This is a genomic window from Pseudomonas sp. PWP3-1b2 (genome assembly GCF_049896045.1).
In the GTDB taxonomy this organism is placed as follows: Bacteria; Pseudomonadota; Gammaproteobacteria; order Pseudomonadales; family Pseudomonadaceae; genus Aquipseudomonas; species Aquipseudomonas antarctica_B.
In genome coordinates this window covers 1-15507 of record NZ_JAFCTN010000038.1, presented here as the reverse complement: position 1 = coordinate 15507, position 15507 = coordinate 1, and the positions used below count along the sequence as shown (strand labels likewise).

The window sequence follows — 15507 nt, the reverse complement described above, 5'->3', positions numbered from 1 at the left end:
TCAATCGACTATGGGCGCACGGTGGCAAACCGAATCGACAGAGGCTGCGAAACTACAAGGCAGTTCGGACCCAGCGCCTTTACCCAAAAATAAACCCAAGCGCCGCTATTGGCGGCGACTGTTTTGGCTGATCGTGCTGATGGGGCTGGTTGCCCTGGGTTTTGCCGCCGCCAAGGAAATGCGCACCTCGCGCCTGCAAGCCCGGGAACTCAGCCGTCTGGCCCACGACCTCACCTACCAGGTCAAACCCGGCGCCAGCGACGCCATGGTCTACCCCGGCGCCGGGCCTTTTGATCGCCGCCTGGGCTACAGCGACCTCGGCACCTTCCTGCCGCGCCTGCTCAAGCGCGGGTATGTGATCGACGCTCAGGCGCGGTTCTCGCCCGCGCTGATGGATTACGCAGGTAAAGGCCTGTTCGTGCCTTACGCAGAGAAAATCCAGGCCGGGCTGTCGATCACTGACTGCCGCGCGGTGCCGCTGTATCAGTACAACTACCCGCAACAGCTGTATTCAAGCTTCGACGCGATTCCGCCGCTGGTGGTCAGCAGCCTGTTGTTTATCGAAAACCGCAACCTGCTTGACCCCGCGCAACCGCAGGCCAACCCCGCCGTGGATTGGCCGCGCTTTGCCAAGGCGGCGTGGTCGCAGGTCGCCAAGCTGCTCCACCTGCCGGGCCAGAGTGCCGGTGGCAGCACCCTGGCGACTCAGCTGGAAAAATACCGGCACTCACCCGATGGCCTGACCGTGTCGGGCAGCGAGAAACTGCGGCAGATGTTTTCCGCCGCCGTGCGCGCTTACCACGACGGCCCCGACACCCTGCCCGCGCGCAAAAATATCCTGCGCGATTACCTCAACAGCGTGCCGCTGTCGGCAGTGCCAGGGCACGGTGAAGTGCACGGCATGGCCGAGGGTTTGCGCGTGTGGTACGGCGCCGATTTCAACCAGGTCAATGCAGCGCTGACCGGCCCGGTGAACCCACAACAAGGCTTGGCGCTGCGCGAAGTGTTGTCGCTGATCATTGCCCAGCGCCGGCCTTCCCATTACCTGGCCAAGGGGCGCGATGAACTGGCGCAGCTTACCGACAGCCACCTGCGCTTGCTGGCCCAGAACGGGGTGATCGAACCGGCGCTGTTGCAGGCCGCACTGGCGAGCAAGGTGACGTATCGCGACTGGGTGCAACAACCCACGGTGCAGCCGATTGAAACCAACAAGGGCATCAGCGTGGCGCGCAGCCGCCTGGCCGTGTTGCTCAACCGGCCGCTGTACGACCTGGATCGCCTCGACCTCTCGGCCACCAGCACCCTGCAAGGCCAATTGCAGGGCCAGGTCAGCGACTACCTCAAGCACCTCGCCGACCCGGAGTACGCCCGTCAGGTCGGCCTGCTCGGCGAACGCCTGCTCACCCCCGCCAGCACTGCGCAAGTGCGCTACAGCTTCACGCTGTTTGAGTTGACCGCCGACGGCTCGCGGGTACGCGTACAAACCGACAACACCGACCAACCCTTCGACATCAACGAAGGCAGCAAGCTGGAGCTGGGTTCCACCGCCAAGCTGCGGGTGCTCACCACCTACCTGCAAATCATCAGCGAGTTGCACGACAAGTACGCCGCCCAGGCGCCCGCCGCGTTGAAAAAAATCAGCGTGGATGACCAGGACCGCCTGAGCCGCTGGGCCCTCGATTACCTGATCCAGGCGCCCGATAAATCCCTGGCAGGCATGCTTGATGCCGCCCTCGACCGCACTTACTCGGCCAGCCCCGGCGAAAGCTTTTTCACCGGCGGCGGCCTGCACCGTTTCCACAATTTTCGCAGCCAGGACAACGGCCGCAACCCCAGCCTGCGCGACGCCTTGCGTGAATCCATCAACCTGCCGTTCATTCGGCTGATGCGTGACGTGGTGCGCTATGTCACCTATGCGGGCGAGAACAACAGCGCGCAATTGCTCAAGGACGACAACGACCCGCGTCGTCAGGAATACCTCGCCGGTTTTGCCGACCGCGAAGGCACCACGTTCCTGCGCAAGTTCTGGAAGAAGTATCAGAAGAAAGACACCCAGGCGCGCCTCGACACCTTCCTCGACAGCGTGCGCCCCACGCCGATTCGCCTGGCTGCTGTGCACCGTTATTTGCTGCCAAACGCCAGCCAGCAGAGCTTCAACCTGTTTGTGCGGGCACACATGACCGGGGTCAAAAGCACGCTCAAACTGACCGACGAGCGCCTCGAAAAACTCTATAAAGACTATGGCCCCGGCGCCTACAACCTGCCGGACCAAGGCTATATCGCCAAGGTGCATCCCCTGGATTTGTGGTTGCTGGGCTACCTGCTCAACCACCCTGAAGCCACGTTGAGCGAGGCGGTAAAAGCCAGCCAGTTCGAACGCCAGGAGGTCTACAGCTGGCTGTTTAAAAGCCGCCATCAAAGCGCGCGGGACAGCCGCATCCGCACCATGCTGGAGGTCGAAGCGTTCCTGGATATTCATCAGCGCTGGCAAGCGGTGGGCTACCCGTTTGACCACCTGGTACCGTCTCTGGCCACCGCCATCGGCAGCTCCGGTGACCGCCCGGCGGCGTTGGCAGAATTGATGGGCATCATCCTCAATGACGGCGTGCGGCCCAAAGTGCTGCGCATCGACACGCTGCATTTTGCTGCCGATACGCCCTACGAAACCCGCGTGGTCAATGACCCGGCGCCCGGCAAGCAGGTGATCGCCGTGGAAGTGGCGCGTGCCCTGCGCGGCGCCTTGTCGCAAGTTGTCGACGCCGGTACGGCCAAACGCGTGGCCGGCAGTTTCAAACTGGCCGACAGCACGCCGCTGGCCATGGGCGGCAAGACCGGCACCGGGGATAACCGCATCGAAGCCATCGGCGCCGGTGGGCGGATTCTCAGTTCCAAATCGATCAACCGCACCGCCACCTTTGTGTTCTACCTGGGCGAGCATCACTTCGGCACGCTCACAGCGTTTGTGCCGGGCCAATCCGCCGAGCACTTCACCTTTACCTCGGCATTGCCGGTGCAGGTGCTTAAGGGCATGGCGCCGATTTTGTTGCCGTATTTGCAACCGGGCAGCCTGACGCAGTGTCTGCCTCGGGCGCCGTGATTGTGTAACGCCAGGGAGAGGTAACGCCAGGCAAACCGTCTGTCGGGAGTTCTTGCGCGACGACTAAGATATATCTTACGTTATATCTAGACACACATAGAGGCTCCCACCATGCGAGACCATCCTCACCAGCGCGACGGGTTTGACCCGCGTGCCGGCCGCGGTCGCGGCCCTCGGGTATTTGCACCCGGCGATTTGAAATTGCTGCTGCCGGCGTTGATCGCCGAACAGCCTTGCCACGGCTACGACCTGATCCGCCAAATTGAAAGCCTGTTCGACGGCGCCTACACCCCCAGCCCCGGCGTGATCTACCCGACCCTGACCTTTCTGGAAGAAAGCGATTTGATTCAGGGCGACGCCGACGGCGGAAAAAAACGCTACACAATCACCGACGCCGGTCGTCTCTTCCTAAGCGAGCAAGCAGTTGCACTGGACGGCGTGCGCATGCGCATCGACGTCAGCAAACGCTCGCTGCGCGGCCAGGACCGCCCGCCGCAGATTCACGAGGCGGTGCACAACCTGCGCCACGCATTGCATTCGCACCACGGGCGCTGGAGCCCGGAAGAAATCGTTCGTGTCGCGGCGTTGCTCAATCGCACCGCTCAATCCATCGCCGACGGGAAAGACCAATGACTACCCAAGCCATCCACCGCGTGACCCACGAAATCAAACGTCGCCGCCTCGACGTGCTGCGGGTGGTTGATATCACCCCACGCATGCGCCGCATTACCCTGGGCGGGCCTGAACTGGCCGGTTTTATCAGCCTGGGCAGCGATGACCATATCAAACTGCTGTTCCCGCAGAACGCCGCCGAACGCGCCGCGCTGGAAAGCCCGACGTTCAACATCAAGGGCGACGGTCCGCAACCGGCCATGCGCGACTACACGCCACGGCGTTATGACCTGAGCGCTGGCGAGCTGGACATCGACTTCGTGCTGCACGGCGATGGCCCTGCGTCCACCTGGGCCGATCAGGTGCAGGTTGGCCAGCACCTGTACATCGGCGGGCCACGGGGCTCGATGATCGTTCCGGATATCTTCGACAGCTACCTGCTGATCGGCGACGAAACCGCCCTGCCCGCCATCGGCCGACGCCTGGAAGAATTGCCGGCCGGGCGCAAGGTGCTGGCGGTGATTGAGATTGCCAACGCAGGCGAAAAGCAGACGCTGAACAGTGCTGCTGAAGTTGAAGTGATTTGGGTAATTCGCGGCCAGGATGCCCTGCTTGAAACCGTGCAGAAACTAACGCTGCCGGGCGGTTCGCTGTACAGCTTTGTGGCTACCGAAACGAAGCTGTCACGCCAAGTACGGCGTGTGTTGCTGGACACGCACAAGGTCAATGAGGAATTCCTCAAGGCCGTGGGTTACTGGCGCGCCGAGGGCAGCGAAGAAGAGTGATACATCAAACACACTGAAGCTCCAATGTGGGAGCTGGCTTGCCTGCGATAGCTGTGCATCAGACAAAACTGCTTTGACTGCCTCACCGCCATCGCAGGCAAGCCAGCTCCCACATTAGTTCGACGGTGTCTTCAGGAACTTGTCCAGCCCCAGCACCGCCAACGCGATCACTACAAACCCCGCCAGAATCCCCCCGGCATTCACAAACACCTGTGGATAACCGAGCGTGTCCACGTTAATGAACGGGTACTGATACTGCCCGAGCAAATGCCCGCGCAGCAGCGCATAAGCGAAGTACACCAATGGGTAAATCAACCAGCCACCCAGGTGTTTCAGGCGCAAAGTACCTTTGGGCACACAGCGCCACCAGTACAGGCAGAACAGCAGCGGCATCACGTCGTGGAGCAATTCGTCGGCAATGAATTGAAAGCCTTCAGGGCTCCACAAATGCCGCAGCAACACGTTATAGGCCAGGCTCACCACGATGATGCTCGCGGCAATCCCACTGCTGATTGCAGGCGTGAGGAAAAACCGCTTCGCGACCGAATTCCGATCCACCAGCGCATAGCTCAGCACCACTACCACGAGGGTGTTGGTCAGCACCGTGAAGAAACTGAAGAAATTGATCAACCCGCCCAACAGGCTGGCGCCAGAGGCCAGCCGCGAATAAAAGATCAGGTATTGCTGAATCGCCAACCCCACCCAGCCGGCCAGCGCCGCAGCCGCAACAAAGCGTTTCATCAGCTCAATCCAGCGGGCGTTTGGTGCGCATCAGCTTGACGTACAAGCTTTCGACTTTCTCGCGTGCCCACGGGGTTTTGCGCAAAAACGTCAGGCTCGACTTGATGCTCGGGTCGCTCTTGAAGCAGCGGATATCGATGCGCTCGGCCAGGCCGTCCCATTCATAGTGTTCCACCAGCGTCGTGAGGACGTGTTGCAGGGTTACGCCGTGGAGCGGGTCGTTGCTTGTCGCGGTCATGCCAGGCCTTTTGCAAAAAGAGAAAACACAGCCGCGCACCTTAGCCGACGGGGCGTGACGGTGGAAGCATCGCATTGAATATAGCCCCTGAAAGAAAGTTCCCCTTTTCAGCGAAAAAAGAGATGTTATATTGTAACCATAAGTATCAAAAGTAACCGTTTCGATACCGTTTCAAGCCTTCTCTTTTCTGCCGTTTTGCCAAGGAATGTCCGATGTCCCTCTCCTCCCTGTGGCGCTTGACCCCGCTGGCCGCCGCCCTGTTGATCTGCTCCGAAGCCAACGCCCTTGAACTGCAACCCCAAGTCATCACCGGCAACCCGCTGGGCAGTGAACAACTGGCCTCGCCGACCACCGTGCTGGAAGGCGATGACCTGACCCTGCAACAAAAAGGCAGCCTCGGCGAAACCCTGAACAAGCAGCCCGGCGTGTCGTCGTCCTACTTCGGGCCTGGCGCCAGCCGGCCGATCATCCGTGGCCAGGATGGAGACCGTATCCGCATTCTGCGCAATGGCGTGGGCGCGCTGGATGCGTCGTCGCTGTCCTACGACCACGCCGTGCCGCTGGACCCGATCAACGTGGATCGCATTGAAATCGTACGCGGCCCGGCGGCGTTGCTGTACGGCGGCAGCGCCATCGGCGGCGTGGTCAACACGTTCGACAATCGCATTCCCACTGAAGCCATCGAAGGCATCCATGGCGCCGGTGAATTGCGCTACGGCGGCTCCGACACCACGCGCAGCAGTGCCGGCAAACTGGAAGCCGGCAATGGCAGCTTCGCCTTGCACCTGGACGCCAATGCGCGGGAATTCAACGACCTGAAAATTCCGGGTTTTGCGCGCAGCCGCCACGCTCCGGACACTGAAGACGGCCCCGGCAAAAACGGGCGCCTGGGCAACAGCGACGGGCGCCAGGACGGCGGCGCGTTGGGCGGCTCCTACACCTGGGACGACGGTTATGCCGGGCTGTCCTACAGCAACTACGACAGCAACTACGGCTCCCCCGCCGAGCAAGACGTGCGCATCCGCATGAAGCAGGATCACTACGCGTTCGCCTCCGAATTTCGCAACCTGCAAGGCCCCTTCACCTCGGTCAAACTCGACGCGGGCTACACCGACTACGAACACCGCGAGATCGAAGGCGGCGAAACCGGCACGGTGTTCAAGAACAAGGGTTATGAAGCGCGCGTCGAAGCGCGCCATCAGCCGATCGGCCCATTCAATGGCGTGGTCGGCGCACAGGTAACCCGCAACGAGTTCTCGGCCCTGGGCGAAGAAGCCTTTGTGCCGCAGACCGACACCACTGCCGGCGCGTTGTTTATTCTTGAGGAAATGCAGGCCACCGAGCGCCTCAAACTCAGCCTTGGCGGCCGTGTGGAACACACAGACGTCGACCCGGACGCCAAGGGCAATGCGCGCTTTGCCGGTGCCGACAAGCGCAATGACTTCACCGCGGGCAGCCTGTCGTCCGGCGCGGTCTACACCCTCACGCCCGTCTGGTCGCTGGCCGCTACCCTGGGTTACACCGAGCGTGCGCCGACGTTTTACGAGTTGTATGCCAACGGTGCGCACGTCGCCACCGGCACCTTTGAGCTGGGCAATGCCAACCTGAAGAAAGAAAAAGCCGTGTCCAGCGACCTGGCCCTGCGCTTCGACAATGGCACCCACAAAGGCAGCGTCGGCGTGTTCTACAGCCGCTTCTCCAACTACATCGGCCTGCTCGGCACGGGCCGCACGCTGAACGATGAGGGCGAGGAAGACGCAGGCGGCATCCCCGAGTACGAATACTCCGGCGTGCGCGCGCGTTTCGCTGGCTTCGAAGCCCAGGATCACTGGAAACTCGGCGAAAGCGCCTACGGCAAATTTGCCCTGGAGCTGTCGGGCGACTACACCCGCGCCACCAACCTGGATACCGGCGAGGCCTTGCCACGCATCGCGCCGTTACGCCTGAACAGTGGCCTGCTGTGGGAACTCGACCGCTGGCAGGCACGCATCGATGTGGAACATGCCGCTGGCCAAGGCCGTGTGCCGGACAACGAAAGCGGCACCGACGGCTACACCACGCTGGGCGCGAGCGCGGGTTATCACTTCAACATGGGCGGGAGCCAGTGGCTGGCGTTTGTGAACGGTGAAAACCTGACGAATCAGACCGTGCGGTACGCCAGCTCGATCCTGCGTGATATCGCGCCGGCGCCGGGCAGAAGTGTGCAGTTCGGCGTACGGACCACGTTCTAACCCTCACCGCAACTCCCCTGTGGAACCTGGCTTGGGTGGGAGCCGGGCTTGCCCGCGATGCAAACACCTCGGTTTTTCGGTAATACCGAGGTGACGCTATCGCAGGCAAGCCAGCTCCCACACGAGTGAGCGTTTACCGTCTTTTTTGCAGCGACACTTGGTCACTGTTACCAGATCGGAAATGATGCATCTCTCGATTGACTCTTTCTCAAATCGAGCAGGCGCTTTATCCTTGTCGGCAACAAACTGAAACGTTTCACGCCCCGGTCGACCCCACCTTGACGATTTTTCCTGCCCGTAGAGACAGCGCTGTCTTACACCCGACTGCGCCTGGGGATAAATCGCTTGCCTGTGGATAACCCCGCTATCCCCAGAAAAACCGGATTTACGCTGAACCAAGCCCGCGCCGAATCGTCATCTACAGTGAAGCACGGGGTTACATAATTATTCCAACGTAACGGAGAAACACACTATGAGCACTGATGGTGCTTCAAGCCCGAGTCGCCTGCTGCCCAGGCTGCTAGGCGTCTTGCTGCTGATCATGGGGCTGGCCTTGCTGGCCGGCGGCGTCAAGCTGAGCATGCTCGGCGGCTCGCTGTACTACCTGCTGGCCGGTATCGGCATCGCCGTCACCGGCGTTTTGCTGCTGGCTACCCGCCGCGCTGCATTGGGTTTGTACGCATTGGTGCTGTTCGCCAGCACCGTGTGGGCACTGTGGGAAGTCGGCCTGGACTGGTGGCAGTTGGTGCCGCGCCTGGCCCTGTTGTTCGCCTTGGGCATCGTCATGTTGCTCCCGTGGTTCCGTCGCCCGCTGTTGCGTGGTCAGGCCGCGCCGATGGGCACTGCGGCACTGAGCGTCGCCGTGGTATTGGCCGGCGCGACCGCGCTTGCCAGCCAATTCACCAACCCGGGTGAAATGGTCAAGACCGGCCAACTGGATCGCGACGCCGTCCCTGGCATGGCCAGCGCAGCGCCGACCCAAGCCGATGGCGACTGGAATTCCTATGGCCGTTCGGCCTTCGGTGACCGTTACTCGCCGCTGGCGCAGATCACCCCGGAAAACGCTCATAAGCTGGTGCCAGCCTGGACCTTCCGCACTGGCGACATCCCTGGCGCAGGCGATCCCGGTGAGACCACCGCGGAAAACACCCCGCTGAAAGTCAACGGCATGCTTTACGTGTGTACCCCGCACAGCCAAGTGATTGCCCTGGACCCGGACACCGGCAAGGAAATCTGGCGTTTCGACCCGAAGATCAGCACCGAAGGTGCCCAGAACTTCAAGGGTTGGGCGCACATGACCTGCCGTGGTGTGTCGTATCACGATGACGCTGTGTACGCGTCCGAGCAGAGCCCTACCGGTTCCGCCAGCCCGGCGCCAGTCAGCGCTGTCTGCCCGAAACGCATCTTCGTGCCAACCGCCGACACCCGTCTGATCGCCCTGAACGCCGACACCGGCAAGATGTGCGAAGACTTCGGTGACAAGGGTCAGGTCGACCTGCGTGCCAACATCGGCAGCTTCGCCCCAGGCGGTTACTACTCCACCTCGCCGCCAGCCGTGACCAAAAACCTGGTCGTGATCGGTGGTCACGTGACCGACAACGTCTCCACTGACGAGCCAAGCGGCGTAATCCGCGCGTTCGACGTGCACACCGGCAAGCTGGTGTGGAACTGGGACAGCGGCAACCCGGACGACACCACCCCGTTGGCCGAAGGCAAAACCTACACCCGCAACTCGCCGAACATGTGGTCCATGTTCAGCGTCGATGAAAAACTCGGCATGCTTTACCTGCCGATGGGCAACCAGATGCCCGACCAGTACGGCGGCGACCGTACCCCGGACTCTGAAAAATACAGCGCTGGCCTGACCGCGCTGGACATCGACACTGGCCACGTGAAGTGGACCTTCCAGTTCACCCACCATGACCTGTGGGACATGGACGTGGGCGGCCAGCCTTCGCTGATCGACATCAAAACCGCTGACGGCGTCAAGCCAGCGGTCATGGCATCGACCAAGCAAGGCAGCATCTACGTGCTGGACCGCAGCAATGGGCAGCCGGTGGTACCGATCAATGAAATCCCTGTACCGCAAGGCGCAGTGGCCGGTGATCACACCTCCCCTACCCAACCCAAGTCCGACCTGAACTTCATGCCGCCGCCGTTGAAAGAACGCGACATGTGGGGCGTGACTCCGTTCGACCAGATGATCTGCCGGATCGACTTCAAGTCGATGCGCTACGACGGCCCGTTCACGCCGCCATCGCTGCAAGGCTCGATCGTTTACCCGGGTAACTTCGGTGTGTTCGACTGGGGCGGCATCTCCGTCGACCCGGTACGCCAGATCGCCTTCGTGAACCCGAGCTACATGGCGTTCAAATCGAAGTTGATACCGGCAGCCGAGATCGCCAAGCAAGGCCCGCGCGTCAGTGAAACCGAAGGCGTACAGCCGAACAAAGGCGCGCCGTACGGCGTGATCCTGGAAGCGCTGCTGTCGCCGATGGGCCTGCCGTGCCAGGCACCGGCGTGGGGTTATGTGGCAGCGGTCGACCTGACCACGCATAAAACCATCTGGATGCACAAAAACGGCACCGTGCGCGACAGCTCGCCGGTTCCGCTCCCGCTGACCATGGGCGTGCCTAGCCTGGGCGGTACGTTCACCACCGCCGGTGGCGTGGCGTTCCTCAGCGGTACCCTTGACCAGTACCTGCGTGCCTATGACGTGAAGAACGGCAAGCAACTGTGGGAAGGCCGCCTGCCAGCAGGCGCGCAGACCACACCGATGACCTACACCGGCAAGGACGGCAAGCAGTACGTGCTGGTCATGGCGGGTGGTCATGGTTCCCTGGGTACCAAGCAGGGTGACTATGTGATGGCGTTTAAACTGCCGGATTAAGCAACACCGGCGGCAAGAAAAAGGCGGCTACCTGTTGAAGGTAGCCGCCTTTTTTCATGCACGGTACACACCCAAATGTGGGCGCTGGCAGTGTCAGAGAGGTCAGTGCCCGATCACTTCGCTGCGCATCGGCGCCAATCGCGCAATCAAGCGGTTCTGCACCGGCACCGAAATGCCTTCGCTGTCCATCGCCTTGATCAAGTCTTCCACCAACGCGTTGAAGTCGCTGCGGCTCAGGTTCTGGCCCTTATGACTTTCAGCCATGCTGTCACCGGTGTAGGTGCACGGGCCGCCCGCTTCCACACAAAACTGCTCGATCAACTTGTTGCGCAAGCGCTGGATATCGACGTGGCGAAAGCGCTCGACGATACGTTCATCGCGGGCGATGTTGAGCAACATGCCTTCGACAATCCGAGTAAGGCCCGGCAGCGCGCCGAGGTCACGGTAAAGGCTGTCATCCTTGGGCGGTTGTTGCGCACAGGCACTGATCAGCAGCACCAACAGCACAGGTAAAAAGCGCATCAGAAGCTCCCCTGCACAGACAGATAGGTTCCGTTCTGGTTACCCAGCGTGGCAATCTCCCCCAGGCGTGCGTAAGCCAATACAAACGACACATGCTTGTTCGGGAAATAGCCGACAAATACATCCGCCCAATCACTTTCACCGGCAAACGACAGGTTGTCTGGCTTCTGGCGATACTCCACGCCCAACGCCCAGCGCGGGTTGAACAACACGGCAACCGAGCCCTCCTTGAGCAGGCTGCGACTGTCGCGACGATCGCCGCCAAAGCCGAGCAGGCCGGTTTCATTCGCCCGGCTGTAACGCAGGCTGCCGTTGACCAGTACGTTGTAGCCAAAGGCTGCGCCCATGAACAAGCGGCTCGCGGCCAGGTAGCCTTCAACGTCACTGTCGCGCTTGGCGCCCACCAGGCTTGGGATATCGAAATTTGTCTGGTGCTTGTATTCAAGGCCCACGGAAACCTGGGGCAGCGCGTCGTAGATGACGTCGCCAAACAAACGCACCTTAAGGCCGAACACGTCCTGGCCGAGGTTGTCTGTGGGCAGGTTGAGCTTGTGCACCAGGCTGCCAAGGTCGAAGCGCTGGCGAGCGAAGGACACCTCCACGCGGTTGTCATAGGCCAGCGCCAGCCCGGCCACGTCCAGCCGATAATCCGGCAGGTTGACCGTGGTGGCGAAGGCCGTCGCGCCCCACTCATGCTGCTCACCGTAACCGGTGAGCACAGCCCATGGCGTGATCCCCCCGCCCGCCGCACCTTCAAGGCTGCTGGCCCCACCGGTGGCAATCAAACGCCCGTTATCGGCAAGCGCCGATTGCAGGGTCAGGGTGTAAAAACAGCCGATCAATAGACAAAAACGCACCGTCATACCACTCAATGAACCCAAGAAGTTTGCGGGCTGAGCGGCAACGCCACCCAGGCTTCGAAAGCGTCGGCACTCAACGGCCGGCTGATCAAATATCCCTGGGCCGTGTCGCACTGCCAACGCTCAAGCAGGCGCAGGCTATGGGCGTACTCGACGCCCTCGGCAACCACCTTGAGGCCCAGGTTGTGACTCATCTCGATGGTGGACCGCACGATCACTGCGTCTTCGCTGGTTTCATCAAGGTTGCGCACAAAGGATTGGTCGATCTTCAACTCTTGCACCGGCAGGCGCTTAAGGTGCGCCAGCGACGAATAGCCAGTGCCGAAGTCATCCACCGACAGGCTGATGCCGCAATCGCGCAGCAGGTGCAAGACTTTCAGGGCTTTTTCCGGCTCGCGCATCACTGCACTTTCAGTGATCTCGAACAGCAATTGCTCGGCCGGCAAGCCGTAGCGACGCAACAAGGCCGTCACCCGGTGAGCCAGTTCATCATCGAGCAAATCATCCGCCGAGATATTCAACGACAGTTGCAGGTACAGCCCACGGCGGTTCCATTCACACAGCTGGCGAATGCCCTCTTCGATCACCCATTGAGTCAGTATTTTAATGCTGCCCGAGCGCTCGGCCAGAGGGATGAATTCCGCCGGCGAGACCATGCCGAACTGAGGATGCTGCCAGCGCAGCAGCGCTTCGGCCTGGCGCACATGCCCTTGGCGAATGTCGAGTTTGGGTTGGTAATGCAGCAGCAACTGGCCTTGACCGGGCGCGTGCCGCAGGTCACGAATCAGCGTGATCTGACGCCGATGCGCGAGGTCACGGCCCTGCTCGTAGACCTGCAAGCGGCCAGGCATCAGCGCTGCGTCCTTCATCGCAATCGCCGCGCGCTCCAGCAAGGTGGGTGCGCTTTCGCCGTCGGCGGGGTAGGACGCGATACCCAGGCGGCAATCCAGCGCCAGGTCGTGGCCGCCGACGCGCTGGGGCCGCAGCAACAGCTGTTGAAGTTTATCGGCCACACCGACCGCTTCATCGCTGCCCGCCCCTTCCAGCAACAACAGAAACTCGTCGGCAATCAAATGCGCCAGGGTGTCGCCGGGGCGCAACGCGGCTTGCAGGCGCCGGCTGACATCCATCAGCAGCAGGTCCACCGCCTCTGGCCCGGCCGTTTCACTGGCCGCGCGCAGGTTATCGATACCCAGGTAAATCAGCGCCATCGGGCGCTGGGTGGAAATCGCACTGCCCAGGCGCTCCATGACCAACGCACGGTTGGGCAAGCCGGTGAGACGATCGTGCAGGGAATTGTGCGCCAGTTGCTGTTCGCGTTCGGCGATACCACTCTGCATCGCGTTGACGGCTTGGGCCAACCGCCCCAGCTCGTCGCTGCGCGCCAGGTTCAACGGCGTCTGGTAGTCGCCCTGGCCAATACGTTCAGCCGCCAGGGCCAGGGCCTGGACCGGGCGCGACACACTGCGCGCCAACAGCAAGGCGCCGATCAGCGAGGCAATCAAGGCGATCAAGGCAATGCCAAGGATCTTTTCATCCAACGGCACAAAGGCCTGCATCGCGTTGTCCAGCGGACTCTGCAATAACGCCAGCACCTGGCCGTCGTCATCACTGGCCAAGACCAGCGACTGGTTGAGAAAACTGTGGGCCAGGTGTTCGGTGGTGGACACGCCGCTGCGCGTGGCTTCCCCCAGCATCAGGTGAACGATGCTGTCCTGCAGCACCTGAGGTTGGGTACTGACCAGTTCACCGGGGTGCTGGCGATCAATCGCCAGGAACGACACTTCCAGGTTACTCAGCGAACGCAGCTCCCCGGCAAACGCGCTGTCCATGCTGAAGCCCATCACCACCCGGGCAATCGGCAGCGGCGCCAGCACCGGCGCTTCCACCAATAGATGCGGCTTGCCTTGCAAGGGCACCATCAACACGGCTTGGCGGTTACGCCGCGCCTCGCGTAACGCATTGTCATAACGAAAAGCCGAGCCTTCGGGCACTTCATCGAGGGTGCTGGCGATGACGTTGCCGTCCATGCCGAGCAGGATCATGTCGCTGGCATTGATACGCTTGCCGTGGTTGAGCAGCACCGAACGCAGGGTCGCAGAATCACCGCTGGCCACCGCTTCACGGAAACCGAAGTCCGCCGCCAGCAATTGAACGCCATCGGCCAAGCGCCGACCGCGCACCTCCAGCAAGCGCTCGAACACCCGCGAGCCCACCTCCAATTGAGCCATGGCCTGACCGCGCACGGCAGAACGGGTCGCAGCTTTCACGCTGAAGTACAGCGCACCGATCACCACCAGCAACAGCAGGATCAGGACACTGGCGACCCGCGCCTGGAAGCTATTGCGCAGTTTCACGGGCAGCTCGATTGAACGCATCGCCAAACGCAGTGGGCGCTGGCGCGGTCGGCACATCCGCAGAGCCCGGTTCCAGGCTCAACTGCACGTCGTGGCGCAGGCCGGCATCGGGAAGGTTCACTACTGCGCCATCGAGCGGCTGCATATTGGCCAGTCGCGGGTGCCACAGCGTGAGGTGGTAAGCACCGGCCGGCAGCCCCTCGAAGCGCAGATGGCCGCGGGCATCGCTGACACCGAAGCGCGGGTCATCGGTGACGTAGACATAGCCGAGCATCCAGTCATGAATGTTGCAGCCGAGTACCACCACACCGGGCTTATCGAACAACAAAGGGGCGGCAGGCGTGCCCTCGTAAAGACGCAGCTCAAAGCGTTTGGCAGCAGAAAACGAGTAAACCTGGTGGCGAATGTTGTCGCTGTTCGGAAAGCGGATTTGCGTGCCGGTGTGCACCGCCAGCACGTGGGGCGCAAACTGCTGGCCGCGCTGGTCCATATCGGCCTTCAGCGCACCGGCCGGCGCGCCAACCGGGCCTTGCAGCGTCACGACCGCATCAACCACCGGCGTGCCATCGGCCTGGCGCATCACGACCTCAAGCGCCGCCGCCCAGGCGACTTCGTGAAGCGAAAACAACGCAACGACAAGGGAAAGTTGCTGAAAAATCCTGGCCATTAGGGTCCGCACAAAATAAGAGAAAGAGGCGGCCTGCCGTGGCACAAAACGGTTCAACGAGCATTACGGCGTAAATGATGCCGCAAATAAGGCCAATTGCCACCATTGAATCTACAGCGAAGCCTGACCATCGGTCGACAAAAACCTACGCAAGCGGTCAGGCACTGTAGAGGTTATCGACACACCTTAGAAAAGCTGTAGTCGACAAAGGGGGAGTGGTCAACCGCAACCACTTAACGTGCGCGATCGCAGCCCTGAATCGTCACCTGTTCCCGCCGCTCAGCGAAGCCTGTATGTGGGAGCGGGCTTGCCTGCGATGGCATCAACTGGTTTCGCCTGAACGACCGAGGTGCCTTCATCGCAGGCAAGCCAGCTCCCACAGAGAAGCGGATCCGTGTGTGGAGGTATTGAAGTTGTACTCGGTCAGAAATGTGGGAGCGGGCTTGCTCGCGAAGGCGGTGGGTCTGTTGATGGATTTGGTGGCTGATACACCGCATTCGCGAGCAA

At 61.5% G+C, this 15507-nt stretch carries 11 protein-coding genes; 5 read left to right on the top strand and 6 right to left on the bottom strand.

Annotation, left to right across the window (positions count from 1 at the left end):
• Positions 1 to 10: 10 nt before the first annotated feature.
• From ACP7A2_RS21240 to ACP7A2_RS21230, 3 genes are all read left to right on the top strand, one after another.
• Entirely contained in the window at positions 11 to 3097 is a 3087-nt protein-coding gene (locus ACP7A2_RS21240) for a transglycosylase domain-containing protein (protein WP_426135807.1), read from the top strand.
• Between the two features lie 111 nt (positions 3098 to 3208).
• Positions 3209 to 3730, top strand: coding sequence for a PadR family transcriptional regulator (locus ACP7A2_RS21235; protein WP_375070089.1), 522 nt, complete (start codon positions 3209 to 3211; stop codon positions 3728 to 3730).
• Entirely contained in the window at positions 3727 to 4494 is a 768-nt protein-coding gene (locus ACP7A2_RS21230) for a siderophore-interacting protein (RefSeq protein ID WP_426135806.1), read from the top strand. Before ACP7A2_RS21235 ends, ACP7A2_RS21230 begins: the two co-directional genes overlap by 4 nt.
• Positions 4495 to 4608: 114 nt before the next feature.
• On the opposite strand, the gene ACP7A2_RS21225 is transcribed toward ACP7A2_RS21230, so the two are convergent.
• Both ACP7A2_RS21225 and ACP7A2_RS21220 read right to left on the bottom strand, forming a co-directional pair.
• The gene (locus tag ACP7A2_RS21225) at positions 4609 to 5235 is read right to left on the bottom strand and encodes a Pr6Pr family membrane protein (protein WP_426135805.1); all 627 of its coding nucleotides are present in this window, start codon (positions 5233 to 5235) and stop codon (positions 4609 to 4611) included.
• A gap of 4 nt (positions 5236 to 5239) precedes the next feature.
• Positions 5240 to 5473 (bottom strand): VF530 family protein, encoded by a 234-nt coding sequence (locus ACP7A2_RS21220; RefSeq protein ID WP_348057334.1) that lies wholly within the window; start codon positions 5471 to 5473, stop codon positions 5240 to 5242.
• 212 nt (positions 5474 to 5685) lie between these two features.
• Here ACP7A2_RS21220 and ACP7A2_RS21215 point away from each other — a divergent pair, with 212 nt between their 5' ends.
• Both ACP7A2_RS21215 and ACP7A2_RS21210 read left to right on the top strand, forming a co-directional pair.
• A complete protein-coding gene (locus ACP7A2_RS21215) occupies positions 5686 to 7704 on the top strand; it encodes a TonB-dependent receptor (protein ID WP_426135804.1) in 2019 nt (672 codons plus the stop codon).
• 472 nt (positions 7705 to 8176) lie between these two features.
• Positions 8177 to 10594 (top strand): glucose/quinate/shikimate family membrane-bound PQQ-dependent dehydrogenase, encoded by a 2418-nt coding sequence (locus tag ACP7A2_RS21210; protein ID WP_426135803.1) that lies wholly within the window; start codon positions 8177 to 8179, stop codon positions 10592 to 10594.
• A 102-nt stretch (positions 10595 to 10696) separates the two neighbouring features.
• Here the strand turns inward: ACP7A2_RS21210 and ACP7A2_RS21205 are convergent, their stop codons facing one another.
• The 4 genes from ACP7A2_RS21205 to ACP7A2_RS21190 are packed head-to-tail and all read right to left on the bottom strand — an operon-like array spanning position 10697 to position 15000.
• Positions 10697 to 11116, bottom strand: coding sequence for a group I truncated hemoglobin (locus tag ACP7A2_RS21205; protein WP_426135802.1), 420 nt, complete (start codon positions 11114 to 11116; stop codon positions 10697 to 10699).
• Entirely contained in the window at positions 11116 to 11979 is an 864-nt protein-coding gene (locus tag ACP7A2_RS21200) for a DUF3034 family protein (RefSeq protein WP_426135801.1), read from the bottom strand. The genes ACP7A2_RS21205 and ACP7A2_RS21200 overlap by 1 nt, the downstream gene beginning before the upstream one ends.
• 5 nt (positions 11980 to 11984) lie before the next feature.
• Positions 11985 to 14333: an EAL domain-containing protein gene (locus tag ACP7A2_RS21195; protein ID WP_426135800.1), complete on the bottom strand. Its 2349-nt coding sequence runs from the start codon at positions 14331 to 14333 to the stop codon at positions 11985 to 11987.
• The gene (locus ACP7A2_RS21190; protein ID WP_426135799.1) at positions 14317 to 15000 is read right to left on the bottom strand and encodes a methylamine utilization protein; all 684 of its coding nucleotides are present in this window, start codon (positions 14998 to 15000) and stop codon (positions 14317 to 14319) included. The genes ACP7A2_RS21195 and ACP7A2_RS21190 overlap by 17 nt, the downstream gene beginning before the upstream one ends.
• Positions 15001 to 15507: the final 507 nt, after the last annotated feature.